At 54.4% G+C, this 24,350-nt stretch carries 24 protein-coding genes; 8 read left to right on the top strand and 16 right to left on the bottom strand.

All coding sequences use genetic code 11. From position 1 onward, the window contains the following. Positions 1 to 171: 171 nt before the first annotated feature. Positions 172 to 780, top strand: a complete 609-nt coding sequence (locus tag QLQ17_RS10755) for an alpha/beta fold hydrolase (RefSeq protein ID WP_283209578.1) — start codon at positions 172 to 174, stop codon at positions 778 to 780. Here the strand turns inward: QLQ17_RS10755 and QLQ17_RS10750 are convergent. Then, positions 777 to 2,612: a sensor domain-containing diguanylate cyclase gene (locus QLQ17_RS10750; RefSeq protein ID WP_283209577.1), complete on the bottom strand. Its 1,836-nt coding sequence runs from the start codon at positions 2,610 to 2,612 to the stop codon at positions 777 to 779. The genes QLQ17_RS10755 and QLQ17_RS10750 overlap by 4 nt on opposite strands. A 116-nt stretch (positions 2,613 to 2,728) precedes the next feature. Here QLQ17_RS10750 and rlmM point away from each other — a divergent pair, with 116 nt between their 5' ends. Next, complete coding sequence (gene rlmM / locus QLQ17_RS10745) at positions 2,729 to 3,805, top strand: 23S rRNA (cytidine(2498)-2'-O)-methyltransferase RlmM (RefSeq protein WP_283209576.1); 1,077 nt, start codon at positions 2,729 to 2,731, stop codon at positions 3,803 to 3,805. 12 nt (positions 3,806 to 3,817) lie between these two features. Here rlmM and QLQ17_RS10740 read toward each other — a convergent pair whose 3' ends face one another. Next, entirely contained in the window at positions 3,818 to 4,105 is a 288-nt protein-coding gene (locus tag QLQ17_RS10740; protein ID WP_283209575.1) for an antibiotic biosynthesis monooxygenase family protein, read from the bottom strand. Between the two features lie 146 nt (positions 4,106 to 4,251). Here QLQ17_RS10740 and QLQ17_RS10735 point away from each other — a divergent pair, with 146 nt between their 5' ends. Further along, positions 4,252 to 4,428 carry a sulfurtransferase TusA family protein gene (locus QLQ17_RS10735; RefSeq protein WP_502867383.1) on the top strand — a complete coding sequence of 59 codons (177 nt, stop codon included), beginning with the start codon at positions 4,252 to 4,254 and terminating at the stop codon, positions 4,426 to 4,428. On the opposite strand, the gene dsbD is transcribed toward QLQ17_RS10735, so the two are convergent. Beyond that, complete coding sequence (dsbD, locus tag QLQ17_RS10730; protein ID WP_502867382.1) at positions 4,409 to 6,277, bottom strand: protein-disulfide reductase DsbD; 1,869 nt, start codon at positions 6,275 to 6,277, stop codon at positions 4,409 to 4,411. The genes QLQ17_RS10735 and dsbD overlap by 20 nt on opposite strands. A gap of 153 nt (positions 6,278 to 6,430) precedes the next feature. Here dsbD and QLQ17_RS10725 point away from each other — a divergent pair, with 153 nt between their 5' ends. From QLQ17_RS10725 to pdxB, 3 genes are read left to right on the top strand one after another with little or no spacing between them, the layout of a single operon-like run. Continuing rightward, positions 6,431 to 6,958 (top strand): elongation factor P hydroxylase, encoded by a 528-nt coding sequence (locus QLQ17_RS10725; RefSeq protein ID WP_283209573.1) that lies wholly within the window; start codon positions 6,431 to 6,433, stop codon positions 6,956 to 6,958. Next, positions 6,948 to 8,249, top strand: coding sequence for a DEAD/DEAH box helicase (locus tag QLQ17_RS10720; RefSeq protein WP_283209572.1), 1,302 nt, complete (start codon positions 6,948 to 6,950; stop codon positions 8,247 to 8,249). The genes QLQ17_RS10725 and QLQ17_RS10720 overlap by 11 nt, the downstream gene beginning before the upstream one ends. A 19-nt stretch (positions 8,250 to 8,268) precedes the next feature. Further along, the gene (pdxB, locus tag QLQ17_RS10715) at positions 8,269 to 9,423 is read left to right on the top strand and encodes a 4-phosphoerythronate dehydrogenase PdxB (RefSeq protein ID WP_283210153.1); all 1,155 of its coding nucleotides are present in this window, start codon (positions 8,269 to 8,271) and stop codon (positions 9,421 to 9,423) included. A 14-nt stretch (positions 9,424 to 9,437) separates the two neighbouring features. On the opposite strand, the gene htpX is transcribed toward pdxB, so the two are convergent. The 3 genes from htpX to QLQ17_RS10700 all read right to left on the bottom strand — a co-directional run bounded on the left by htpX (position 9,438) and on the right by QLQ17_RS10700 (position 12,108). After that, complete coding sequence (gene htpX / locus QLQ17_RS10710; protein ID WP_283209571.1) at positions 9,438 to 10,319, bottom strand: protease HtpX; 882 nt, start codon at positions 10,317 to 10,319, stop codon at positions 9,438 to 9,440. Between the two features lie 102 nt (positions 10,320 to 10,421). Next, a complete protein-coding gene (locus QLQ17_RS10705; protein WP_283209570.1) occupies positions 10,422 to 10,883 on the bottom strand; it encodes a hypothetical protein in 462 nt (153 codons plus the stop codon). 10 nt (positions 10,884 to 10,893) lie between these two features. Beyond that, complete coding sequence (locus QLQ17_RS10700) at positions 10,894 to 12,108, bottom strand: pyridoxal phosphate-dependent aminotransferase (protein WP_283209569.1); 1,215 nt, start codon at positions 12,106 to 12,108, stop codon at positions 10,894 to 10,896. A gap of 178 nt (positions 12,109 to 12,286) precedes the next feature. Between QLQ17_RS10700 and QLQ17_RS10695 the strand changes: the two genes are divergently transcribed. Continuing rightward, positions 12,287 to 12,775, top strand: a complete 489-nt coding sequence (locus tag QLQ17_RS10695; protein WP_283209568.1) for a glutathione peroxidase — start codon at positions 12,287 to 12,289, stop codon at positions 12,773 to 12,775. A 16-nt stretch (positions 12,776 to 12,791) separates the two neighbouring features. On the opposite strand, the gene QLQ17_RS10690 is transcribed toward QLQ17_RS10695, so the two are convergent. Both QLQ17_RS10690 and QLQ17_RS10685 read right to left on the bottom strand, forming a co-directional pair. Next, on the bottom strand, positions 12,792 to 15,134 hold the full coding sequence (locus QLQ17_RS10690; RefSeq protein WP_283209567.1) for a hybrid sensor histidine kinase/response regulator: 2,343 nt from the start codon (positions 15,132 to 15,134) through the stop codon (positions 12,792 to 12,794). 56 nt (positions 15,135 to 15,190) lie between these two features. Further along, on the bottom strand, positions 15,191 to 15,964 hold the full coding sequence (locus QLQ17_RS10685) for a hypothetical protein (protein ID WP_283209566.1): 774 nt from the start codon (positions 15,962 to 15,964) through the stop codon (positions 15,191 to 15,193). A 224-nt stretch (positions 15,965 to 16,188) separates the two neighbouring features. Between QLQ17_RS10685 and QLQ17_RS10680 the strand changes: the two genes are divergently transcribed. After that, the gene (locus QLQ17_RS10680; RefSeq protein WP_283209565.1) at positions 16,189 to 17,217 is read left to right on the top strand and encodes a LysR family transcriptional regulator; all 1,029 of its coding nucleotides are present in this window, start codon (positions 16,189 to 16,191) and stop codon (positions 17,215 to 17,217) included. On the opposite strand, the gene QLQ17_RS10675 is transcribed toward QLQ17_RS10680, so the two are convergent. The 8 genes from QLQ17_RS10675 to QLQ17_RS10640 form a co-directional block, all read right to left on the bottom strand. Then, positions 17,206 to 18,171, bottom strand: a complete 966-nt coding sequence (locus tag QLQ17_RS10675; protein WP_283209564.1) for a GNAT family N-acetyltransferase — start codon at positions 18,169 to 18,171, stop codon at positions 17,206 to 17,208. The genes QLQ17_RS10680 and QLQ17_RS10675 overlap by 12 nt on opposite strands. A 16-nt stretch (positions 18,172 to 18,187) precedes the next feature. Continuing rightward, entirely contained in the window at positions 18,188 to 19,339 is a 1,152-nt protein-coding gene (locus QLQ17_RS10670; protein ID WP_283209563.1) for a ribosomal protein uL16 3-hydroxylase, read from the bottom strand. A 3-nt stretch (positions 19,340 to 19,342) separates the two neighbouring features. Next, a complete protein-coding gene (purB, locus tag QLQ17_RS10665) occupies positions 19,343 to 20,710 on the bottom strand; it encodes an adenylosuccinate lyase (protein ID WP_283209562.1) in 1,368 nt (455 codons plus the stop codon). A 77-nt stretch (positions 20,711 to 20,787) separates the two neighbouring features. Beyond that, positions 20,788 to 21,432: a high frequency lysogenization protein HflD gene (gene hflD, locus QLQ17_RS10660; protein WP_283209561.1), complete on the bottom strand. Its 645-nt coding sequence runs from the start codon at positions 21,430 to 21,432 to the stop codon at positions 20,788 to 20,790. Then, positions 21,429 to 22,541, bottom strand: a complete 1,113-nt coding sequence (gene mnmA, locus QLQ17_RS10655; protein WP_283209560.1) for a tRNA 2-thiouridine(34) synthase MnmA — start codon at positions 22,539 to 22,541, stop codon at positions 21,429 to 21,431. The genes hflD and mnmA overlap by 4 nt, the downstream gene beginning before the upstream one ends. A gap of 45 nt (positions 22,542 to 22,586) precedes the next feature. Next, positions 22,587 to 23,045 (bottom strand): NUDIX hydrolase, encoded by a 459-nt coding sequence (locus QLQ17_RS10650; RefSeq protein ID WP_283209559.1) that lies wholly within the window; start codon positions 23,043 to 23,045, stop codon positions 22,587 to 22,589. Continuing rightward, entirely contained in the window at positions 23,042 to 23,659 is a 618-nt protein-coding gene (locus QLQ17_RS10645; RefSeq protein WP_283209558.1) for a pseudouridine synthase, read from the bottom strand. The genes QLQ17_RS10650 and QLQ17_RS10645 overlap by 4 nt, the downstream gene beginning before the upstream one ends. 116 nt (positions 23,660 to 23,775) lie before the next feature. Further along, the gene (locus QLQ17_RS10640) at positions 23,776 to 24,105 is read right to left on the bottom strand and encodes a cold shock domain-containing protein (RefSeq protein ID WP_283210152.1); all 330 of its coding nucleotides are present in this window, start codon (positions 24,103 to 24,105) and stop codon (positions 23,776 to 23,778) included. Positions 24,106 to 24,350 lie beyond the last annotated feature (245 nt).

The raw sequence follows: 24,350 nt of genomic DNA, 5'->3' as shown, positions 1-24,350 counted from the left end.
TGGCTCAAAATCAGTAAGATGGCGAAACTATTATAGAATTTCTTTTGGAATTTGTCTGGTAATAACCCTAAAAAATGTCAGGACTTTTTTAACGCCCTTTTCATTCATGTTTTGAGGTTGGTTGTGACGTCAATAAAACGCTTTGAAAAAACGCCCGTTGGAGTGGAAACCGTGTGCACTTTAATCCTGGCTCACGGTGCCGGCGCGCCTGCGGATTCCTACTTTATGGAATATCTTGCAGACGCACTGGCCAGAGAAGGTATCGCTACGGTGCGTTTTGAGTTTCCCTACATGGAGCGCCGCAGAGAGGATGGAAAAAAGCGGCCGCCTGACCGTCAACCGGTTCTGCTGGCACATTTTCGGGAACTGATACGTCAGGTTTCCGATCAGCAGTCAGGATCCGTTTATATTGGTGGTAAGTCGATGGGCGGGCGCATGGCCAGCCTTCTGGCTGCAGAACCGGCGGAGCAGCTACCTGTTCAAGGCTGTGTCTGTTTTGGCTATCCGTTTCACCCGCCGGGAAAACATGACCGATGGAGATTGGATCACTTTAAAGATTTCCAGTGCCCGGTGATGGTGATTCAGGGTACTCGGGATCCTTTCGGTAAAAAGGACGAAACCGATTGGGCCGAGAAACTGGAAGGATCGAGGTGCCGTCTCTACTGGCTGGAGGGCGGAAACCATGATTTCAAACCTCTCGCCAAACAGCCGGAAACGCAGGAGCAATTATTAGAGGAAGCGGCGCGCATGGCAGCGAGCTTTATCAGAGAGGCTGGTTAGTCTTCCGTGATTTTTGACTGAGCGACCTGGTTTCGGCCGTTGGACTTTGCCGCGTAGAGTGCTTCATCCGCGCGCTTGAACAGACTTTTTTCATTCTCGGCGGGCATCAGTGTTGCGGTGCCTGCGCTCAGTGTAAGGGTTACTTTTTCGCCCTCAGGCGTATGAATGGAAGAGGCCTCCATGTCTTCAAGTACCCGCTGACACAGTCGATAAGCACCGTCGGCATCGGTTCCGGGAAGCAGCAACGCAAATTCTTCGCCTCCGAAACGAATGGCGACATCACGGGGTCGTTTCACATGGCGTGTCAGTACGTCTGCGATGTGCTTCAGGCAGGTGTCGCCAAAATCGTGCCCCCATCGGTCGTTGACTGATTTGAAGTGGTCCGCGTCGATCAGCGCCAGGGTCAAAGGTTGGCCAGTTCGGCGGGTTTCCGCACAGAGTTCGGGCAAAAGATTGTCCATGTGACGTCTGTTGTGGAGGCCGGTCAACGAATCGTTCAGGCTCAGGGCCGCCAGCTTGCGGTTAGCCTGTTCCAGCTCTCTCATGGTTGAGCGCAGCTGAGAGGTGCGCTCATAGACCTTTCGCTCCAGCTCGATTCTGGCGTTCTGCTCCACATCCAGGAGCTTTTGGTTCAACAGTCGCCATCGCTGAACAATCGCATAGTTAAGAAGAAGAACCTGAGTTCCGACCGCGACCTGCATAAAGATTTCCCGCGCCAGGAAATCTGAGATGTAGCCAAACGCTGCCAGCGCGTAGATCATGGTTCCGGCCAGCATTCCGGACCAGGCCAGGGCGTACCATTTTGCCGGCATGTAACCTTCGCGCCAGCGCATCAGGCCGATCACAAAGAGGAAGGCAATGAACGCAATCCCGCTGGCGGCATTCAGCACAATTGACAGGCTGTAGGGAAGCACAAAGGACAGTGCGATCAAGGCCAAGCTGATTATGGCCTCGGTTTTCAGGAGGCGATCCGTCACCGTACCGGGGGTAATGTCCAGAAATGAGCGCCCGAACAGAATAATGGCCAGTGTACAGACGGCGATCAGGACCGGGATCGAGGTGTTCGCCAGACTTGTACTGTTCGGCCAGAAGTACTGGTTGGCAAAGCCACCCATCGCGAACAGAAACATGGCCAGCGCTGCCATGTAGAACGCGTTGTGAAAGTAGTAAACGGTGCCGGAACTGAAATACAGCAGTAGATTGAAAATCGCAAAAATAGCCAGCGCCCCGTAAAACAGGCCATGGGCCAGCGTCAGGTGGTTGCTGTCTTCGATAATGACGTCTGGCGTCGCCAGTGAAAGTGGAACATTAAGCGCGCCTTCGCTCTGTATCCTCAGAGTAAGAGTGGCGCTCTCCTGACCCCCAAGCGTGACGGGGAAGAGAAAATACCGGTAATCTATGTTCCGGTCGACAAAAGGACGCTGATCGCCCGTTACAATCGATTGGTTGATGCTGGTGTTCGATATCCAGTAACTGACATGATCCAACAGCGGGTAATTCAGTTTGAGGTACCAGAGTTGCCTGGTGTCCAAACGATTCACTACGTTGACCGTCACCCAATAAACCGAATCGGTGTGGCTGAACACAAGATCATTGCCGTTGGCATACGTCCATTCCAGTTCGCCTTTTAGCTCGGATGGTTTGGTGGCCTGATGCGCAGGGTGTTCGGGAGGTGCAGCGATGTAGCAGACGTAGTCCATCAGCGCGGCCCTCTGGGAAGGGTCGCTGGCATCAAGAACAGGACACTGTGCCTGGGTTTCAGCCTTTGCTTGAGTAGAAATGCCAATGATGATCAGCACCAAAAAACTGAGCAGGACGCGCAGGTACGGCATTGGTCGAATCCCTGCCAAATGAAAACGCGCTATTGTAGTCAATTAAAGGAGCTTCATTTGTTAAACAGTTTCAAATTTGGTCAATGTTCGACCAGTGGTAACCGGTGCAGTTGATTATGGAACAGTTAATGGCTTTTTGCCGCCCCGGTTTTGAAGCTGACGCAGGCCGTGAGCTTACCGATGCCGCGGCTTCGGTGGGTGCCTATGGTTATTTTGAGCCCGGTTCTCAGCCAGGGTTGATCAAGTTCAGTCTGCCTGGCCCCGAGTCGATGGCTGATTTGCTGGGTCGTCTTTCGCTGGATGACCTGGTATTCAGTCGGGACTGGTTCGTTGTGATATCGGAAATTTCGCTACCGAAGTCAGACAGAGTCGGAGCGGTCATAGATGCGCTCAGGGAAGTTGATGCGGATTGGCCAGCCTGCAGTCGTGTCGAAATTCGGCTGGGTGAAACCAACGAGGATCATGATTTAGGCAACTTTGCCCGCAAATGGGTATCTCCGCTTTCGAAAGCGCTCAGAGGGGCCGGAATCCTTGAAGCTGACGCGAAAGCAGACGCTCCTGCAAGGCTGGAGTTGTTGTTGGTTTCATTTGAGCAGGTGATCGCTGGGTTTAGCCTGGCGGCCAACCGTGCGCGCTATCCCAGCGGGATTGTCAGATTAAGGCTTCCCGCTGAGGCGCCCAGCCGGTCGGCGTTGAAGCTGGAAGAAGCCTGGAAAGTATTTATCCCGGAATCACGCCAGCTGGATTATCTGGGGGGCGGTAAGCAAGCCGTTGACCTGGGCGCTGCGCCAGGTGGATGGACCTGGCAACTAGTCAGGCAAGGCATGCTGGTCACGGCTGTTGATAATGGGCCGATGAACGCCGAGTTGATGGCATCGGGGCAGGTGACCCACATCAAAGCTGACGGCTACCAGTGGTTACCTAAAAGAGGCGTAGACTGGATGGTGTGCGACATCGTGGATCATCCTCGACGCACGACCGAGATGGTGATTGGCTGGCTGACAGCCAAGCTTTGCCGCTATGTCGTGTTCAACCTGAAAATGCCGATGAAGAAACGCTATGATGAGTGGCTGATTTGCCGTGACATGTTGGAAGAGGGTCTGGCTAAAACTGAAATGAGCTTTCGGCTTAAAGCCAGGCACCTCTATCATGACAGGGAAGAAATTACCTGTTTTATCGAGCGGCTTGACTGAGCCTGACGTGGTCTAGTCAGAGTGGTGGAGCACCGTGATCACTTCGTCCCTGTCCATCATGGGGATCAGTTCCGCCATCAGGTTCTTGCGCTCGTCAGAATGTTGCCAGCGTTGCCAGTCAGCTTCTGAACGCCAGTTCGCCAGAGTGAACCTGTGGTTGGGGTCGTTGGAATCGACCAGGGTTTCACCAGACACAAATCCCGGCGCACTGACAGCGCTTTGAAGAACCCGGCGAGACCTTTCTTCGTAAACAGGCTCCAGAGACTCGGCAATATGGCGTTCAATCAGTACCCGGATCATTGTTCACCTCTATTTACTTAGACAACTATAAACAATAATTTAGCACGGATTTCAAGAAAATCAGCTGGAACGTGGAGGCACGCTTGGGCGAGAGTGAATGGCAAGAGGAACTGGACGCACGCGGGCTGTTTTGTCCCGAGCCCGTGATGCTGCTTCATACCCGGATTCTGGAGGTCGGAGAAGGCGAGATACTGAAGGTGGTCGCAACCGACCCGTCAACCACTCGGGACATACCGCGCTTCTGTCAGTTTCTGAACCACGAATTGGTTGAAAGCTCCGAAGAGGACGACGAGTTTATTTACCTTATACGCCGGGGCGCTTGAGTTTTTGCAGGTGGCTCAGGAATTGGTCCTTGTCCATTTCTCCAAGCACCCTTGCGTTGGTTCTCTCCTCGCCACTGCCCTGGTAAAACAGGATGGCGGGCGGGCCAAACAGGCCAAGGTCGTTCAATAAAGCCTGCTGATCCGGCGTGTTGTCAGTCAGGTCCAGTTGAAGCAGCGTGAAAGGCTCCATGGCTTTCGTGACCTGGGGATCGTTGAACACGTTGCGCTCCATCACTTTGCAGGAGATGCACCAGTCCGCATAGAAGTCGAGAATAACCGGCTGATTGTTCTGGCTGGCAGACCTCAGTTCCTGACGAATCGCAGCGGCAGAGTCTACCCTGAGAAACTCGGCGTGGCTGGCAGCCGACGAAGCGCCAGAGCCTGCGCTGATGGGCGCCGCCATCATCGGATCAAGCGGGCGAAGCGGGTCCTCGGCGCCAGTCACGGCCCCGGCGAGAAGCGCCAGACCATAAGCAAACATGACCAGTCCCAGGCCTTTGCGCGTGCGCTCCCAGCCTGCTTTGGCGGCGTCAAAGGCCCCCAACTGTACCCCGGTAATGGCAACCAGAAGCCCCCAGAGCGTCAAAGCCAGCCATGCCGGAACCAGACGTTCAATCAGCCAGATTGCGACCGCCAGAAGCATGACGCCGTAGAAGGCCTTCACCACGTTCATCCAGGGGCCTGTTGAAGGCAAGAGTTTTCGCCCGCCAACGGCAACCAGAATGAGTGGAATGCCCATGCCCAATCCAAGCGCAAAAAGCGCAATGCCGCCAATAACCGCATCCTGGGTTGTGCTGATATAAAGCAGGCTGCCCGCCAATGGCGCGGACACACAGGGAGAGACAATCAGCGCCGACAGCGCTCCGATTCCAAAAATACTGAATACCCGGGTGCCGGTCAGCTTCTGGCTGGCATCGTTGAGCGGCTCGCGAATAAAGCGCGGCAATTGAATCTCAAACAGGTTGAACATGGACAATGCGAAAACCAGAAACAGACCTGCAAAGACGCTCAGTACCCACGGCGATTGCAGGTGTGCTTGCAGATTGAAGCTTGCGCCAAGCAACCCGGTGATTACCCCGGCTGCCGCATAGGTAAGGGCCATACCCATCACATAGCTGCCCGAAAGCATGAGCGCATGACCGGTGGAGCTGGTGTTCCTGCTTGATACCAGTGAGGAAATGATGGGAACCATTGGCAACACACAGGGTGTGAATGTCAGACCTAAACCCAGAAGCAGGAACAGGCCGGCGATCACCATCGTCGACTGTCTTGCCAGGAAACCGGCCAATCCTGTTGCTGTTGAAGTGTCCGACTGCGATAGAGAGGGAGTTATGTCACTTGCAGCAGCTGCTGAGGAGCCCGAATAGAAGAGTACGTTGCGGGTTTGTGGTGGATAGCACAGGCCCGCCTTGGCGCAGCCCTGATACGTCACTTCCAGTTCGGCTTCTTTGACGCCCTGGGGCAGTGAGACGGGCACCCGGGCCTGTACAGGGTCGTAGAATACCGTCACCTTGCCAAAATAGTCGTCTTCAGTGTCCGTGCCCTGGGCGGAAAATTGCGGTTGCCCAAGCTGAACCCTCTCTGCATCGGTGGAAACGCTGATGCGCCCCTTATAAAGGTAATGCTCTGGCGCAGTTTCCCAGCTAAGCAGAACGCCATCCGATTCATTGGTATAGGAGAATGGAAGAGCTTCATCAACGGGAAGAAAATCGGTACCACCGCCGAATACGGAACTGGTGCTTTGAGCGTAAGCTGGCACAGATAACATTAACGCCAGACCTGCAAGCAGCAGATAATTCAGCGTGGCTTTTAGCGCAATGTCACTGAAATGGAAAGAGTGTGCTTTCATCATTGCTAAGGTACCGTTTTCGGACATCTCTGGGTTCTGCACGACTGATTTCTGCAAGCCGCGGCGCCGGGTTCCAGCTTGCCTGTGGACACATCGCGCCCGCTAAAGTTCCCTCTGGTATTAGCAGCTCGAAAGCCGCACAATGGCCGTCCCATGAAGCACAACCCGAATGATCTTATCACGCTGTTTAACGGCCTGTTCCAGAATTCACATCAAACAGTTCTGGTCAAAGGCGGCGAAGAACCCGAGTACGTGCCAGCAGCCGAAGCGAATGGCTTGGCTCAGATTATCTTTGCTCACGACTATTATGCCAGTGCTTTGCACGAAATCAGTCACTGGTGTATTGCCGGTGTGGAAAGGCGCACACTTCGGGACTACGGCTATTGGTATTGTCCGGACGGAAGAACCCGCTCGCAGCAACAGGCATTTGAAGTCGTAGAGGTAAAACCCCAGGCGCTGGAGTGTCTTTTTTCAGCAGCAGCCGGGTCCCGCTTTCATATCAGCGTGGACAACCTGTCGGGGGATGGTGCAGTGGATGAAACCGCGTTTCGCGAAAAAGTGATGAATCAGGCGGAGCGCTATCTGAATCATGGTTTGCCCCCGCGAGCTGAAACCTTTTTTCAGGCGCTTGGGACATTTTACGGAACGCATAAAGGTAGTTTGAATTTCTATGACAGCTGACGCACCAGAAGCCGGCAAGACCCGGTTTAAAGACCTGAATCTCGATCAACGCGTTTTGGACGCGATTACGGATATTGGCTTTCAGTATTGCACGCCCATCCAGGCAGAAACCCTGCCTTACACTCTTGCATGTCAGGATCTGATTGGTCAGGCACAGACCGGCACCGGCAAAACAGCGGCGTTTCTGATCACTGCGATCCAGAGCATGCTGGAGACGCCGATCCCGGAGCAGGAGCGATTTGCCTCTGAGCCGAGGGTGCTGGCGCTGGCACCGACCCGCGAACTGGCGATGCAGATTGCGAAAGACGCAGAAGAGCTCTGCGGTTACACCGGCCATAATGTGGTGACGGTGGTTGGTGGTATGAATTACGACAAACAGCGCGACCAGCTGCAGAATGAGATTGTAGACATACTGGTTGCAACGCCCGGGCGTCTCATTGATTTTCTTGGGTCTCAGGATGTGTTTCTTGATCAGTTGGACATTCTCATCCTGGATGAGGCCGACCGCATGCTGGACATGGGCTTTATCCCGGACGTAAAGCGAATTATCCGGAAGTGTACACCAAAGGACGACCGCCAAACCCTGTTGTTCAGCGCCACGTTTAATCAGGACGTACTCAACCTGGCTTCCATGTGGACCCGCAATGCCGAGTTTGTTGAGATCGAGCCGGAGCAGAAAACTGCGGAGCGCGTCCAGCAGACCGTTTATCTGGTCGGCGAAGAGGAGAAACTTCCAGTTCTGGTTAATTATCTGAAAAAACCCGAAGTGGATAAGGCCATTGTCTTCGCCAATCGCCGGGACCAATGCCGGGATCTGGATGAAGACTTGCGCAATCAAGGCGTTAAAGTCGCCCTCATGTCTGGCGAAATTGCCCAGAACAAGCGTCTGAAGACCCTTGATCAGTTCAAGAAAGGCAGTATCCAGGTCCTTGTTGCGACCGATGTGGCTGGACGCGGCATTCACGTTGACGGCGTCACCCACGTATTCAACTATAATCTCCCGGACAACGCCGAGGATTACGTGCATCGTATCGGACGCACCGGACGGGCCGGTCAGACAGGCGTATCGGTCAGTTTCGCCAGTGAGGACGACGCCTTTTCTCTGCCGTCGATTGAATCCTACATCAGTCAGAAACTGTCAACGGCGGTTCCGGATGAAGCATTGATGGCGGATCTGGAAAACCCGCCGATCACCCGCAAGCGCGGTGGACGTCGTCCCCAGGGCGGTCGTGGGCAGAACAACCGAAGTCAGGGCGGACGCCCTGGCGGTCAGCGACAAAGAAGATCTTAAAGGGCCGGAAGGCAGCACTATGCGTATCGTAGCGGACGAAAACATTCCCTTGCTCGAATCATTTTTTGGCGATATGGGGAACATTCGCCAGGTGCCGGGGCGCACTATGTCAGCCGATGACGTTAAAGACGCGGATATCCTTCTGGTTCGTTCCGTCACCCGTGTCAATGAAGCGCTCCTTGGTGATAGCAGGGTACGGTTTGTTGGCACCTGCACCATTGGCACCGACCACATTGATCAGGACTGGCTTGGGTCAGCCGGTATTGCTTTCTCAGCGGCCCCTGGTTGCAACGCCAACAGTGTCGCGGAGTACGTGCTATCGGTGATTTCTCTTCGGGCCGAAAAGCTCTGTCTGGATGATTGGACCGATCTGAGCGTTGGTATCGTTGGCGCTGGAAACGTGGGTGGAGAATTGGCCCACAAACTGGATCGCCTGGGTTTTGATGTTGTGGTCTGCGACCCGCCGCTCGCGGAACAGTCGGATGAAGACGACGACCGTTATTCGACACTGGAAGAAGCGCTGAAATGCGACGTGGTGACCCTCCACACGCCACTGGTTCGTGACGGCGATCATCCCACTTACCACCTGATCGATGAATCGCGCCTTGCGCTGCTGGGCAGAGACCAGTTATTGATCAACACCAGCCGTGGTGAGGTTATAGACACTTCGGCACTGATCCGGCGACTGTCGGAAGCCAATCCTCCGACCGTGGCACTGGATGTCTGGGAAAACGAACCCAGGATCAATCCTGAACTGGTGGAACAGGCCTGGCTGGCAACGCCCCACATTGCTGGTTACAGCCTCGAGGGCAAAGTACAGGGCAGTGAGATGATTTATCATGCGCTCAGTCGGTTTATGGGGCTCCCTGTCAGAAAGAAGGCAGGTCAGTTTCTACCCGAGCCAGCGCTCAGCAAACTGTCGTTTACCAGCGCTGCAAACGAAATGGACGCGGCCTGGGTTGCCATTCGTTCCTGTTGCGATCCTCGTCGCGACGATGCACGGCTTCGACGGACCCTGAGCCTCTCTGCGGATGAACGCGGGCAGGCTTTTGATCGTCTGCGCCGACAGTATCCGGTTCGCCGGGAGTTCTCCAGCCTGAAAATCCAGCTCAAGGGCACCAGCAAATCGGCCCAGGACACGTTTCGCGCCCTGGGTTTCAAGATCAAGATGTAGCCGTTCTACCGCATTCAGAGTTGCGCGCGAGTCAGGGCATCTATCCTGTCCTCAAGGGGAGGATGAGTCATAAACAGCGCGCTGAGCCCACCACGCGCACCTCGATTGATGCCAAACGCCTGCAGGCTGTCTGGCATCTGATCGGGCACTTCACTCTCACGTTTGAGCCGGTTAAGGGCGCTGATCATGGCGCCACGACCGGCCAATTGTGCACCGGCAATATCCGCCCTGAATTCTCTTCGACGCGAGAACCAGAACACAATGGTGCTGGCCAGTATGCCCAGTACTATTTCGGCAATGATGCTCACCACAAAGAAACCGATGCCGTGGCCGCTCTCATTGCGGAATACCACTCGATCGACGACTGAGCCAATCACCCGGGAGGCGAAAATAACGAAGGTGTTTACAACGCCTTGTATCAGCGCCAGGGTCACCATGTCGCCGTTGGCCACATGGCCGATTTCATGACCCAGTACGGCACGGATCTCGTCTTTGTCGAAACGTGTCAGCAGCCCTTCGCTGACTGCCACCAGGGCGTCATTTTTGTTCCAACCGGTGGCAAAGGCGTTGGACTGCGTGGCCGGAAATATCGCAACCTCCGGCATGCCAATGCCGGCGTTCTTGGCCAGCTGCGCGACGGTGTCGACCAGCCAGCGTTCCGCTGGGGTTCTGGGCGATTCAATGACCTGAGCGCCGGTACTCCACTTGGCCATTTTCTTCGAAATCAGAAGCGAGATGATGGAGCCTGCGAAGCCGAATACTGCCGCAAAAGCCAGCAGGGAGCCGTACTGGATGCCATTTTGTGCCAGATAGGAATCAACACCCAGGAGCTTGAGCGTAAAACTCGCGACCAGAATGACCGCCAGGTTGGTTCCCAAAAACAGTAACAATCTCATGTTTACTCTGTACTCCGTTGAGTTCAGTCAAAAGCCGCTAAGGCAGCGATTCTGAGACAGTTATTGGGTTTGGAAGTGCCGAATCAAGAGGCTTAATTTCATTTAATAATTGCTGCCGCGATCCTGAAAGAAAATGCTTTGCATCACTTTACTGATCCGGTCGGAACTGCGGCTTTTGAGCGCCTGGCGAATTAGATGAATATGGGTAGACAGATCCTTGCGAACTGTCGCAGGTAGCTCAGAGTCATGCGCTTGCTGATTGTCCTGAAGCTCTGCATCGGCGGGAGCGCTTAGTCTGACAAAGGCAGTATGGGTCAGAACCGCCTGATCCAGTGCCTCTTGGCGAATAGTGTCGATGTAACGTAGCAGGCCTTCTTCCTCGAGCCAGAGGAGCGTGCCGAAGCACGCCATATGACGTGTGCTGTGTAGCCCGAATTCGTCAGGGTTGTCCGGTCCCGCAATGTCTTCGACGAACAGATTGATGCGCCTGGGAAATGCGTTGTAGAGATGGACCAGCGCTATCGCCGCATCCTTGTAAAATTCTTCGATATGAATATCGGCCACAATGCCCCCGTCAGACCCGATAGGATGCCAGGAAGTGTGCCAAACGTTTCATGGCGTCTTCCAGAGCGTCTTCACGGGGCAGGAAAACCACGCGCAAGTGCTGCTTATCGTCAATGTTGAAGGCCGAACCCTGCACCAACAGAATGCGTTCCTGGATGAGCAGATCCAGCACCAGTTTTTCGTCATTCTCGATCGGGAAGCGTTTCGGGTCGAGCTTCGGGAACATGTAGAGCGCGCCCTTTGGCTTGACACAACTGACGCCCGGAATGTCATTCAGCAGGTTGTAGGCGGTTTCACGTTGTTCATAAAGTCTACCGCGGGGGGCCACCAGATCATCAATCGACTGGTAGCCGCCCAGTGCCGTTTGTATGGCCAATTGGGCCGGTACGTTGGCGCACAGACGCATGTTGGACAGCATCTCGATGCCTTCGATCAGGTCTGTGGCTCGATGTTTGGCGCCACTGATGATCATCCAGCCTGACCGGTAACCGGCGGCCCGATAGTTCTTGGACAGGCCGTTAAAGGTGAAGAAAAGTACGTCATCAGCCAGCGAAGCGGTTGGGATATGCTGAGTGCCGTCATACAGAATCTTGTCGTAGATCTCGTCAGACAGAATGATCAGATTGTGCTGGCGTGCCAGCTCGATGACCTGTTCGAGGAGTTCTCTGGAATAAACGGCACCCGTCGGATTATTCGGGTTGATCAGCACAATGGCTCGGGTGCGCCGGGTGATCTTTTTCTTGATGTCGTCAATATCGGGAAACCAGTCCTGCTGTTCATCGCAGCGATAGTGAACCGGTTTACCGCTCGACAGGGTGACTGCGGCGGTCCAGAGGGGGTAGTCCGGCGCAGGAATCAACACTTCATCGCCCGTGTTCAGCATGGCCTGCATGGACATCACGATCATTTCACTGACGCCGTTGCCCAGGAAAATGTCGTCGATATCTACCTTGTCGATGCCAATCTGCTGGCAGTAATGCATGACGGCTTTACGGGCGGAAAACAACCCCTTGGATTCCACGTAGCCCTGGGCCAAAGGCATGTTGTAGATCACGTCCTGCTGAATTTCTTCCGGCACGTCCAACTCGAATGCCGCCGGGTTGCCAATGTTGAGTTTCAGCACCCGGTGGCCTTCTTCTTCCAGGCGACGGGCCTCACGCAGAACCACGCCACGTATTTCGTAGCATACGTTGTCCAGTTTGGCGGATTTCATATAGTTCTGCATAAGCCCAGGGTGTCCTTAAACGGTATCTGTATCGTTCTCGCATTTTAGCGACAGGCCTGTATTCTAGCGGAGCTAAGGTGCCGCACAACAGGGCAATTATGATGAATTGTGGCACAAGTGCAGAGATTTAACGCTCAATGCTCATGCGGCTTTTCAAAAGTACTCACAGGGGAAGGATATGACTGATAAAACTGTTTACGACTTCACGGCTACCACCATCCGCGGCGAGGAACAGTCGCTGGATGCTTACAGGGGCAAAGTGTTGCTGATCGTCAATACTGCGAGCAAGTGTGGTTTTACGCCGCAGTTTGAAGGATTGCAGGCGCTTTATAGCGACATGAAAGACAAGGGTGTAGAAGTGCTGGGCTTTCCCTGCAACCAGTTCAAGAATCAGGATCCGGCCGATGATCAGGCCATTAGCGAATTCTGCAGCCTGAATTACGGCGTCGACTTTCCCATGTTCTCAAAGATTGATGTGAACGGGCCTGATGCGCACCCCCTGTACCAGTTTCTGAAAAAGCAGGCCAAGGGTCTGCTGGGCTCCGAAGGGGTCAAGTGGAACTTCACCAAGTTCCTGGTTGATCAGAATGGTAAGGTAGTTGGGCGCTATCCCCCGACAACCAAACCGGAGGCCATTCGCGGCGACATTGAAAAGCTTCTGGCCTGAACGATGGGCAAATCTTTTAGGAATTCTCAGCCGGTGCCCAGCGATTGATGATGCTCCGGAGGTCCGACCGGTTATAGGGTTTGGTTATGTAGTCGTCCATCCCGGATTCAAGGCAGTCATCTTTGTCGCCCTGCATAACGTTTGCAGTGACGGCGATAATCGGCAGATGCTTCAAATTCGGGTTCTGTCGAATGATTTCCGTGGTTTCGAAGCCGTCGAGAACGGGCATCTGGCAATCCATTAGCACCACATCGAACTGGTTATCGGTGCCCAGGATATCCAGAGCCTGTTGACCATGATCTGCCACCACTACTTCGTGCCCCAACTTTTTCAGCATGCTGCCGGCAACCAATTGATTTACATGGTTGTCTTCCACCAGCAGTACGCGCATTGAACGGGTTGCCTGCTTTTCCTGACTTTGGTCTGTCGTTTCCTGCTTCCGGGGTTCGGGATGATCGACATCAAGCCCGGCGGCTTTGCAAAGTGCAAAGAGGAATGGCTCCCGCCTCAATGGCATGGAGAGGTGAGGGAAGCCGTTGCCGGTTTTGTCTTTGCCAAACCGATCGAGCAACAGAACGCCAATGCCTGGCCATGTCGACACTTCAATTTCTGGTTTGTCATCCTGGGCAGAGCCCGTAGCGATAAGCACGCCTTTTTCTCCCCCCGATGCTGTGCTGACTGGAATATTCCAGGCTTCCAGTTGCGCCAGGATGGCTGCTTTGTGCGGATAGTCCTCGGGTAATGCGAGCTGAATGCCGGTTTCTTTCAATGCCTCAGGGACGGTCATAGACTCGCTGCTTGCGTTGCTCGGCTCGTCGCTGGCCAGGGGCAGATTGACCGTAAAGTGGGTGCCCTCGTTCTCTTCAGATTCAACCAGAATCTGTCCGTGCATTCGCTCTACCAGTTGGCGGCAGAGGGTCAGCCCCAACCCGGTTCCACCATACAGTCGGGTTGTGTCTGCATCCGCCTGGGAAAAAGGTGAGAAGATTTTGTTCAGGCCTTGCCGGGACATCCCGATGCCCGTATCCACGATGTCAATGCGAATGCCGCCTGTGAAGCTGGTAACAGAGAGCCTGACGCTGCCTTTCTCGGTGAACTTGATCGCATTGCTCAGCAGGTTATTCAGTATCTGTCGGGTGCGGGTCGGATCGCCAACATAGGTGTCTGGTAGGTGCGGATCAATCTCGGCAACGACGTCAATACCTTTTCTCCCCGCCTGCTGGGCATGGAGTGTGGCACATTCCTCGGCCAGATCACGGACGCTGAATGGAATAGCTTCCAAACTGAGTTTGCCCGCCTCAACTTTGGAAATATCAAGAATGTCGTTTAGCAAACCAAGCAGGCTTTGCCCGGCATTGAGGGCGATCTCAAGGCGGTTGCGCTGTTCCGGTTGAGTCTCGTTTTCCAAAGAGAGGCTTAACATGCCGAGTACACCGTTCAGTGGCGTACGGATTTCGTGGCTCATGCTTGCCAGGAAATTGGCTCGGGCTCGTGCCCGACGCACTGCGTCTTCCTTGGCCTTGACCAGTGCCTTGTTGCCACGTTGAAGGGCCTGATTTTTCTCGGAAATTTCACGAGTACGGTCCTCCACTTCATTCTCCAGCTTGCTGGAGTAGTTTTTCATTGAGGCCTCTGCATCGCGTAGTTGCGCCAGCGTGAGGTCAATGGTTTCAAGGTGTCGGTTGATGATGCCGACCATCAGACCAATCTCATCCTCCTGATGGTTGTGAGGTACCGGCAGTCTGGCCTTTTCCGGCGAGTCTGGTCGTACCCGACCAAGGGCATTGATCACGTTCAGCATGGGGCGTGTCAAAATGAAGTAGAAAATCCCCAGCAGTGCCAGGGTCAGTACCAGACTTTTAAGTAATCCGCTGACCAGCGTGTAGCCTGCGCGCTGCAGGAACAAAAGGCCGTAGTGATAGGTGTCGATGGTAATGGTCAGATAGCCCAGCGAGAGGTCACTGAGCTGCGCAACTTTCAGCTCTTCCTGAAACGTCCGGTTTGCCCCGAACAGCAGATCACTGATCCAGCGGTAACTGGACTCCGGGCTGCTCTGGCTTGCTGCGGCCATGGTTTGGCCGTTGGTGTCGATGATTCTTGCATCAATAGTGGCAGGGTGGCGAAGCAAGCCGTCCAGAAGCTCCTCGGCTAGACGGATATCAATGTTATAGGCAATTTGCGATGCCGGACTGTGGCTGATATCGATAAGTGCATTGATTTCCTGTTCCATGGATTCGCGGGCGTTGAAGTAGTCCAGGGTCACCTGAACGATGTTCAAGACCAGACCAAGCAGCATGGCAATCAGAACCGTGTCCCGTGTAAGCCGATAGGAGAGCCGTTTTTTGAAAGGTGTGCTCACAGCGGTTTCCAGTTTCTGCTTTATGAACGAATAATTGGCCTGGCCGTCCTGTCAGGTCAGTCGTCGTAGTCCGCTTTTTTGCGCCACTCATCGTCGTGAAGAAAGTTGTCCCACTCGCGGTCAAGCTTGGACTGACCTTCTGCAGAAGCCTGTGCTGTCTCGCCTTGTTCGAGTGATTCGAGCTCTTTAATGCGAGTACGGAAGCTTTTCACGGCCTTTACGGCCATCGGATTATCCCGGGACTTGCCCATTTCCGTGCTGGCAAGGTGATAGGCATGAATAGCCTTACGGATCTGGTTCTGTTTCACATAGTCACGGGCCTGGAAAACATGCAGGTCAGCGTGGGTCTTGTGGACCAGGAACAGAACAAATTTGAGGTTCTTCTTGGCCGTTGGACCATCGATCTGACCAGATTTGTGCATGCCTTCTATGAGCTTGAAAAGATTCTGCAGCAACTCCTGTACATAAGTGGATTTGTCGGGAGAATCGATCTTGACGGGCGGACGCTGATCGTCATTGTTTTCGATCTTCTGGCGCTGTTCCGCAACCGACGCCTGCCAGGACGACACGGAAGAGCCAGCTCTCAGAGCAATCAGCGCCCTGCAGGTGTCTTCCATATTGCGAACCAGCAACAGCTTCAGATCGTTGGTCAGGTACTGGCCGGGCAGTTCAGACAGCAGTCGGTTTGCACGTTTGTACCTGTCTTCCAGCGACGTAATTTTTCGTGCGCGTTCAATACGGGCCCGCTCGCGCATCTGACTGGCGATGATGAGCACGATTGACACTGTCACAATAGCTGCCAGGAGCAGCACAATCATTGTGGTATCCATGATGGTTCAGACTCTCCGGCAAATAGGCAAGCGGTCAAATCCGGTCAGGCAAAAAGCCCCTAAATCCAGCGATTAACAGAAAGATTAGCAGAAAACACGCAAAGATACTGATACCCACTGTAACCGGCCGCTCTTTATATCATTTCTGTGAATTGTTAGTCTTAAAACAATTAATTCGGTGAATGTTGTGCCGATTTTAAAGCAGCCTGAATGGGTGACCTGACATGGATATTTCACGCGTAGACCTTAACCTGCTGGTGTACCTTGATGTGCTGTTGAGAGAGCGCAATGTCACTAAGGCGGCGAATCACCTTGGCATTACACAGCCAGCGATGAGTAACGGCCTGAGAAGGCTCAGAGATTTATTTGGGGATCCGTTGCTGGTTCGTACAAGCGAAGGGATGACGGCGACCGAACGCGCAACCGAGCTTCAGCCTCTGGTGCGGGGAATTCTGTCGGACATTGAACAGGCGGTGCATGAGAAAACCGCGTTCGCAGCTCTGGAAAGCCAACGTGTGTTCCGCATTATGGCCAGTGATTACGCTGAATCCTGCCTGATGCCACGTGTATTGCGGCGTATTCGCCAGGAAGCGCCTCATGTGACTCTGGATGTGCTTACGCCCAGCGACGTCAGTTTTCTGGACGTTGAGCAGGGCAGGCTCGATATGGCGATCAACCGATTCGACAAAATACCCCAGTCCTTTCACCAGAAAACCCTCTGGACCGAATACTTTGCCTGTTTGATGAATGCCCGTAATCCGGTGCTTAAAGAACCGTTTACGCTGGATACCTATCTGGACGCCAGCCATATCTGGGTAAGCAAAACCGGTTTCGGTGTCGGGGTCGGCGTGAACCCCAAGGATGTCCAGCGTCTGGGATGGGTAGACGAAGCCCTGTCGCTGATGGGGCGTAAACGTCAGATATCCGTGTTCACCCGCCATTATCAGGTGGCCATGCTTCTGGCCGAACAGCACGACCTGATTGCGACGCTTCCCTCCAGGGCTGCCTGGCTTCAGAAGGACAACCCCAATTTGGTCGTGAAAGTGCCGCCTTTTGAGATTCCACCGTTTGAACTGAAGATGGCCTGGAGCCCATTGCTGCAACATAACACCGACCACCAGTGGTTAAGGCGGTTGATTGCAGAGGTGGCTGAGGAGGTTGATGAGGAGTTTGTGCCGTTTGGTGCCCAGTTTGAGTCTGCCGAGGCTGCCTATGGTGCAAAAGCAGCCAGAATTCAGCACTCAGAGCGGTAATTCCCGCAATTCAATAGAGTTGCGAGCTGAATCCCACATGCGTTGAAACGTCTCTTCGAGCATTTTTACGCGCCCGCCATCAGCGAAGTTGGCAAAGCCTTCGGGATTGTAGAAGTCGTGGCGATACAGCACGCCGAAGCGGTCGGCCAGCATGAAGGGTTGTTCCTCTGCCGGATAGTCGTCGTTCACCAGCCTGAGAGACATGTGGCTTGGCAGGCGTCGCATCAGTTCTACCAACCTATGTCGCCGTTTTACCAGTGGTTGGTCATCATGAATCAGCAACCGGATTTCACTGAGCCGATGACGCCGGGCAAGGGCAGACAGCATGTCCCGTAATGGCTTACGGTCGTAAAGATCATGCTCCAGAAAGCGATCGTAAAGCCAGATGCGTTGGCGGGCCTGGCCCGCGAGCGAATCCATCAAACGGATCATTGAGCGCTCGGAGTCAAAAAGCCAGGAGGCATTGTCTTTGTCTGCGATCATCGGCGCAGCGTGATCATCCGCCTTTTCCAGAATCAGGGCGGGCGCATAGCATCTCATGTCAAAATGGGGTATGCCGGCATCGTCGTAGGCATCTGAGCAAACGTGGAAGCCAGATTGCTGGTAGAAGGGAATGGCATGTTCCTGAGCTGAAAGCTGCAGTTGCCCGTACTGATCGCCGACTTCTTCCATTAAATGGCGGAGAAGCCTCTGGCCATATCCCTGGCCTCGGTAGCTCGGCAAAATGGCCATTCGTCCGATATGAGCAACTTCGTCCAGCGTTGAGAAAACCCGGGCAACACCTATCGGTGTGTTGTCTGACGACACCATCAAATAGTGATCAGCGATCTCGTCCGTGCTGTCCCATTCCAGCTCGGGAGGCACGTTTTGTTCTTCCACAAACACGCGCTGACGGATGTCTTTGATGGAGCCTGGCGCCAGCTGCCAACTGTATTTTCGAATACGTGTATGCATGGTCATCAGCGTCGGTTTATTCGAAATAGAGCGAGCCCTGATTGACCAGCCTGCATAGCAACCCCTTTATGGCGTCGTCGCTGGCCAGGGCCGCCAGTTCGGTCATGTCCGGCTCTGTGCCGGCGCACAGAAGCTGGGCCAAGGGTGTGGCGTCGCCTCTGAGCAGGTATTGCTCGCCATCCACAAATAATGCGGTGGTGTCTTCCAGCTCATGGTAGGCGAATCGGGAGCCTTCGTTCCAGCGAATCTGCGCACCCTCTGCAATCATTTGCTCGACATCGTCTTCAGACACCGTTTCTTCAGCGGGTACCACGATATCGAGGTTTTTGGGGGCCGTGGCGTATTGCCCAAACCAGAGAGCAAGCAGCCGTTTGTCTGCCATGGTTTCGCGGATTTTATGGTCAAGTTGATCAATGATGTCAGGGCTGATCGCGCCAGGGTTGCTCTGTTCATCCAACTGCAGATTGGACAGTGGCACAGAGGCATCGTGCTGGCTGCTGAGAAAATCAGTGAAACCCGTTAAAAGATCGTCCACGGTTGGTGCCCGAAATCCAATGGACAAAGTAATGCAGTCGTTGTCTGCAATGCCGTGATGACCAATGCCCGGCGGCAAATAAAGCATGTCACCGGGGTTGAGTGTTACGGTTTCTTCCGGTGCCCAGTCTTTCAGAATACGAAGAGGGGTGCCTTCAACCCTGGGCGAAGTCTCATCGCAGCGGCCTCCGAAGTGCCAGGTGCGTTGACCTTCAGCCTGAAGAAGAAAGACATCGTATTGATCAAAGTGGGGTCCGACACTGCCCCCCACAGGCGCGTAGCTCGCCATGATGTCGTCCAGCCGCCAGTTGGGTATGAACCGGAAGTGGTTGAGTAGATCGGCCACATCTGGAACCCAGTGATCAAGCCCCTGGACCAGCAACGTCCAGTGCGATTCGGGCAGGTGGCTGAAACGATCCGGCGGGAATGGTCCGTTGTGAAGCTGCCAGGGTTTTCCGCCGTCGTCCTCGATAACGATGCGAGATTCCACGGCTTCCTCGCAAGCCAGACCGGCCAGTTCCTCGGCCGAGACCGGGGACTGAAATCCGGGAAACGCCTGCCGAATAACTTTCGGTTTTTTCTGCCAGTATTCCTGCAGGAATTCCGTTACTGACAGGCCGCCCGGAAGTTTCATGGTTCAGATATCCCGGGCCTGGTCTGCCGCGTTGCCCACATAGGTGCCCGGGGTCAGTCCCATCAATTCGTGCTTCGCCGATTCCGGGATGTCCAGAGACTCTACAAAGGCTTTGATCACTCCCGGTGTCATCGCCTTGCCGCGGGTAAGGTCTTTCAGTTTCTCGTAAGGCTTTTCGATATTGTATCGGCGCATTACAGTCTGGATGGGCTCGGCCAATACTTCCCATGCATGATTCAGGTCATCATCCAATCGCGCCGGGTTGATTTCCAGCTTGCCAAGCCCTTTTAGCGTGGCTTCGTAGGCAATCAGGCTGTGGGCAAAGCCAACCCCCAGGTTACGGAGCACGGTAGAGTCGGTCAGGTCGCGCTGCCAGCGGGAGATAGGCAGCTTGGCAGACAGATGGCTGAACAGCGCATTGGCGATGCCAAGATTGCCCTCGGAGTTTTCAAAGTCAATTGGGTTGACCTTGTGGGGCATGGTGGAAGAACCGACTTCGCCTGCCACGGTTTTCTGTTTGAAATAACCCAGCGAAATATAGCCCCAGATATCCCGGTCGAGATCGATCAGGATGGTGTTGAAGCGTGCTACTGCGTCATACAGTTCCGCAATGTAATCGTGGGGTTCAATCTGGGTGGTGTATGGGTTCCAGTCCAGCCCCAGACTTTCGATGAATTCCCGGGCATTGGAAGCCCAGTCCACTGAGGGATAGGCTGACAAGTGTGCGTTGTAGTTGCCCACAGCGCCGTTGATTTTTCCCAGAAGTTCTACTGCCTGAATCTGCTTCACCTGGCGTCGCAGGCGGTGCACCACATTGGCGAATTCCTTGCCGACCGTTGACGGAGACGCCGTCTGGCCATGGGTGCGGGACAGCATTGGCTGGTCAGCGTGTTCGTGAGCCAGCTCTGCGAGACGCTCTATCACCCGGTTCATGGCAGGCATCAGGCCGTGATCCAGGCCTTCTCGCAGCATCAGGGCATGAGAGAGATTGTTGATGTCCTCAGAGGTGCAGGCGAAGTGCACGAACTCGGTGACTGCGTGCAGTTCCGGGACGTCGGCGATTTTTTCCTTGATGAAGTATTCCACCGCTTTTACGTCATGATTGGTGGTGCTTTCAATGGCCTTGATGCGCTCCGCATCGGCAAGGCCGAACTCTGACACAAGCAGGTCCAGGCGTTGGTTTGCCGCCTCGGTGAACGCCGGAACCTCTGGAATATCGGGATGGCTGGCCAGCTTCTGGAGCCAGCGAATTTCCACGGTTACCCGGTTTCTGATCAGGCCATATTCGCTGAAAATGTCGCGGAAGACGCTGACCTTGCTACCATAACGTCCATCGACCGGGGAAATGGCGGTCAAGGCTGTGAGTTCCATTGAAAACCTCTCAAGTCATCAAAAATCGGGTATGTGTCAATTTGGGGCGGTAATGATACACCAGAGCAGCGGCCAATTCAGTCGTAAACTGACCGGTTCGCTTTCTCGGCCAGTTGCTGTGCAAGGTTGATGACCTTGCGGCGATTGAATATCAGCTGCCAGCGGCGTCCGCCGGTCTGATGCCACAATACAGCGGAGCGAATACCGGCCAACAGAAGGGCGCGGACTTTGGCAGCATTTTCTTCACGCTGCAGGATAGTGGGCTGGCCGCTGACCTGGATTCTCAGGCGAAACGTGCTGATGGTGTCGGTGTAAACCGATCCCAGGTTGGCAATCAGGTTGGGATGGGTGTAACCAAAATGGCTGGCGGTATGTCTGGCCTGGTCGATACGACTGCCGATGACATCCAGCATGTCTTTGTCTTTGCGGAGCTTGGCTTCCAGATTAAGCAGATTCAGCGCATAGCGCAGTACTTCGATGTCCTGTTGGCGCGTCTGTTTGCTGAGTACGCCGGCCAGCGTGGACAGGCCTTCCCTCAGGTCTTTGAGCTCACCACCGTAAACATCCAGTGTGGTGGCAGGATCGGTTGCGAATAAAGAGCGGATGCAAGTTTCAAGGCTGGAATCTGCGCAATGGCCCGTGTGGGCTATTTGCTGAACCAATGCGGACGCCTGGAAAACGCCGGCCAGAGCAAGAGTCTGGTCTTCAAGTGAGCGACTCATGCGCTTGTCTCCTCGATCACTCCGCCACCCAGGCAGATTTCGCCATCATAAAACACCACTGACTGGCCGGGTGTGACGGCGCGCTGGGGCTGGTCAAATACCACCCGAACGCCGCTGTCCATGCTGGTGACGGTACAATCCTGATCGGGTTGGCGATAACGGGTCTTTGCCTTGCAGCGGAATTCCGTGCCCGGGGCCTCGCCTGCAACCCAGTCGATCGGGCCGCTGACCAAACTGCGGGAGAAGAGCAGGGGATGCTGCTTGCCCTGGACAGCGATCAACACGTTTCTGGACAGGTCTTTTTCTGCCACATACCAGGGATCGTCGCCGTAATGGCTCAGGCCGCCGATACCGAGGCCCTGGCGTTGCCCGATGGTATGGTACATCAGACCCTGATGGCGGCCGATCACCTCACCGTCCGGGGTTTCAATGTTGCCTGGCTGGGCGGGCAGATACTGCTTCAGGAAATCGCTGAACTTGCGTTCGCCGATGAAACAGATGCCAGTGGAATCTTTTTTATCGTGTGTGATGAATCCCTGCTCTGCCGCAATCCGGCGAACCTCCGGTTTTTCCAGTTCGCCCACGGGAAAGAGCGTTCTGGCAATTCGGTGGCCGGGAACGGCATGAAGGAAGTAGCTTTGATCCTTGTTCGGGTCCAGTCCTTTCAGCAGTTCTGCCTGGTCGGCTGAAACCTCTCTGCGACGGGTGTAGTGGCCCGTGGCGATGTAGTCGGCGCCAAGCGTAATGGCATAATCCAGAAATGCCCGGAACTTCACTTCTTTATTGCACAGGATATCCGGATTAGGCGTTCGACCTGCCTGATACTCCGACAGGAAATGCTCGAACACCCGATCCCAGTATTCGGCGGCGAAGCTGGCGGTGTGCAGGGTGATGCCAATACGATCTGCAACGGATTGGGCGTCGGCCAGATCCGTCATTGCCGTGCAGTATTCGGTGCCGTCGTCCTCGTCCCAGTTTTTCATGAACAGACCTTCAACCTGATAGCCCTGGTCCTTCAATAGCCATGCGGCAACGGAAGAATCCACACCGCCGGACATGCCGACGATGACTCGGGTTTGTGAAGGTGTTTTGGACGAAAGATGAGTCATGATTGTCGGTAACCGGTTCCCGCAAAAGGGTGCGATACTAGCATTTCAGCGACTTGGCGTCTGCGGTTCGACAATGACATCCAGCGGGAATTCACGTCCGTTTCGGTAATCTTCTATGCATTGAAGCACGAGCGGACTTCTCAATTGCTGCTGCTTCCGGGTCAGTTCCTCCCAGGTCAGCCAATGGGCTGCGATAATGTCGCTGTCCAGCTTGTCTGTCGCTCGGGAGAGCGCGGTTGCTGTAAAACAGAAGCGATAGTAAGTCACTCCGTTTGCGGGTGCTCTGTAGGTGTACATCCCGAGAAAATGGTCCAACCGGACCTTCCAGCCTGTTTCCTCCAGCGTTTCTCGCAGCGCCGCATCGAGAATGCGCTCATTCTCCTCAACATGGCCGGCCGGCTGGTTATAAACGATCTGACCATGACTGTGTTCTTCCACCATCAGAAATCTGCCCTGGTCATCTTCTACGATGACTGCAACTGTGGCGTGAGGTGTCCAGGTCATGATCGTCGATGTCTCCGTCTGGGTTTTCTGGAGGGCGGTTTCTTCGTGTCTGGCGCGTGCACTGTAAGCGTTCTGTAGTCGCCAGGTTTCAGCTGCTCGAGATTCCACTCGCCAATAGCGTAACGGATCAAACGGAGTGTCGGAAATCCCACAGCGGCCGTCATGCGCCTGACCTGACGATTGCGCCCTTCGGTAATCGTCAGCCTGATCCAACTGGTGGGAACCGTTTCCCGATGCCGTACCGGTGGTGTTCGTGGCCATACATCAGGCTGCGGCAGTCGTTCGACTTTTGCTGGACGGGTCAAACCATCTTTCAGCTCAACTCCACAGCGGAGCCTCTCAAGGGCAGTGTCGTCGATATCGCCTTCAACCTGAACCCAATAGGTTTTCGGCATTTTCTGGCCCGGAGAGGCTATCTTGTTCTGCAGCGGTCCACTATCAGTTAGCAGCAGGAGTCCTTCAGAGTCGTAATCCAGGCGACCGGCGGGGTAAACAGAGGGAAGGGAAATCCAGTCTGCGAGGGTAGCGCGCTTATCTTCGCCGTTTTGCGGACGCTCGTCCGTAAATTGGGACAGTACATGAAACGGCTTATTGAAAAGAACCAGGTTGGCCATGGATCAACCAGCGATGTCTGCAGTGCTTTTGTCGGGCAGAGCATAACCGGTATCGCAGTGCCATGCATCCGGCCGGGTTGCGACCCGATAGTTGGCCAGTCTGTCTAGGCTTTGGATCAGCCGTTTACAGCGTGCTGCTGATCCTGGAAAGTGGTATTTTCGGACTCACTCTCCTGACTGGTACTGTCCGATGATGCCTCGGTACGCGCATCGCCGGCCGACTTGGTGTTACGCTGGGGAATGTCCGCGGGGACAATATTGACAGCGTGGATGCCTTTGTCGCTCGGTTTTTTGTCGAAAGTGACCGGCTGACCTGCTTTCAGGGTTTTATACCCTTCCATTTGCACCGATGAGAAATGTGCAAACAGGTCGTCAGTGCAGCCATCTTCAATGATGAAGCCGTACCCTTTGGCATTGTTAAACCATTTGACCTTGCCTTGAGGCATGATGAACTCCCCTGTTCTGTCATTGTCGGACATTTATTGTCTTGTTATTCGACGGATTGCGGTCATTTTGTGTTGTGTTAGCGCGCGTTTGCCTCGCACGACTGGCTTACGGTTACACATTCGTTACGCCAGTTAACAAGATTTTACATTGCTTTCTGGTCATTGGCCAATATTCGTTCAGCTCAAAATGAGAAACGGTACGTATCTATGGTTGAATCCGGGTCTCAGGCTGTATTATTACCATA

The sequence above is a fragment of the Marinobacter sp. CHS3-4 genome (assembly GCF_030053415.1).
Classification (GTDB): domain Bacteria; phylum Pseudomonadota; class Gammaproteobacteria; order Pseudomonadales; family Oleiphilaceae; genus Marinobacter.
This window is presented reverse-complemented; position numbering and strand designations above follow the sequence as displayed.

What these genes read in the sequence shown, in the direction of transcription:
- pdxB (WP_283210153.1), top strand. Translation starts at nt 8,269, where the DNA reads ATGCGTATCGTAGCGGACGAAAACATTCCCTTGCTCGAATCATTTTTT.
- dsbD (WP_502867382.1), bottom strand. Translation starts at nt 6,277, where the DNA reads ATGAAAGCACACTCTTTCCATTTCAGTGACATTGCGCTAAAAGCCACG.
- QLQ17_RS10700 (WP_283209569.1), bottom strand. Translation starts at nt 12,108, where the DNA reads ATGCAGAACTATATGAAATCCGCCAAACTGGACAACGTATGCTACGAA.
- QLQ17_RS10645 (WP_283209558.1), bottom strand. Translation starts at nt 23,659, where the DNA reads ATGGCCAACCTGGTTCTTTTCAATAAGCCGTTTCATGTACTGTCCCAA.
- QLQ17_RS10650 (WP_283209559.1), bottom strand. Translation starts at nt 23,045, where the DNA reads ATGACCTGGACACCTCACGCCACAGTTGCAGTCATCGTAGAAGATGAC.
- purB (WP_283209562.1), bottom strand. Translation starts at nt 20,710, where the DNA reads ATGGAACTCACAGCCTTGACCGCCATTTCCCCGGTCGATGGACGTTAT.
- QLQ17_RS10680 (WP_283209565.1), top strand. Translation starts at nt 16,189, where the DNA reads ATGGATATTTCACGCGTAGACCTTAACCTGCTGGTGTACCTTGATGTG.
- QLQ17_RS10685 (WP_283209566.1), bottom strand. Translation starts at nt 15,964, where the DNA reads ATGGATACCACAATGATTGTGCTGCTCCTGGCAGCTATTGTGACAGTG.
- QLQ17_RS10675 (WP_283209564.1), bottom strand. Translation starts at nt 18,171, where the DNA reads ATGCATACACGTATTCGAAAATACAGTTGGCAGCTGGCGCCAGGCTCC.
- QLQ17_RS10640 (WP_283210152.1), bottom strand. Translation starts at nt 24,105, where the DNA reads ATGCCTCAAGGCAAGGTCAAATGGTTTAACAATGCCAAAGGGTACGGC.
- QLQ17_RS10695 (WP_283209568.1), top strand. Translation starts at nt 12,287, where the DNA reads ATGACTGATAAAACTGTTTACGACTTCACGGCTACCACCATCCGCGGC.
- QLQ17_RS10740 (WP_283209575.1), bottom strand. Translation starts at nt 4,105, where the DNA reads ATGATCCGGGTACTGATTGAACGCCATATTGCCGAGTCTCTGGAGCCT.
- QLQ17_RS10725 (WP_283209573.1), top strand. Translation starts at nt 6,431, where the DNA reads ATGAAGCACAACCCGAATGATCTTATCACGCTGTTTAACGGCCTGTTC.
- QLQ17_RS10735 (WP_502867383.1), top strand. Translation starts at nt 4,252, where the DNA reads ATGCTGCTTCATACCCGGATTCTGGAGGTCGGAGAAGGCGAGATACTG.
- hflD (WP_283209561.1), bottom strand. Translation starts at nt 21,432, where the DNA reads ATGAGTCGCTCACTTGAAGACCAGACTCTTGCTCTGGCCGGCGTTTTC.
- rlmM (WP_283209576.1), top strand. Translation starts at nt 2,729, where the DNA reads ATGGAACAGTTAATGGCTTTTTGCCGCCCCGGTTTTGAAGCTGACGCA.
- mnmA (WP_283209560.1), bottom strand. Translation starts at nt 22,541, where the DNA reads ATGACTCATCTTTCGTCCAAAACACCTTCACAAACCCGAGTCATCGTC.
- htpX (WP_283209571.1), bottom strand. Translation starts at nt 10,319, where the DNA reads ATGAGATTGTTACTGTTTTTGGGAACCAACCTGGCGGTCATTCTGGTC.
- QLQ17_RS10670 (WP_283209563.1), bottom strand. Translation starts at nt 19,339, where the DNA reads ATGAAACTTCCGGGCGGCCTGTCAGTAACGGAATTCCTGCAGGAATAC.
- QLQ17_RS10720 (WP_283209572.1), top strand. Translation starts at nt 6,948, where the DNA reads ATGACAGCTGACGCACCAGAAGCCGGCAAGACCCGGTTTAAAGACCTG.
- QLQ17_RS10750 (WP_283209577.1), bottom strand. Translation starts at nt 2,612, where the DNA reads ATGCCGTACCTGCGCGTCCTGCTCAGTTTTTTGGTGCTGATCATCATT.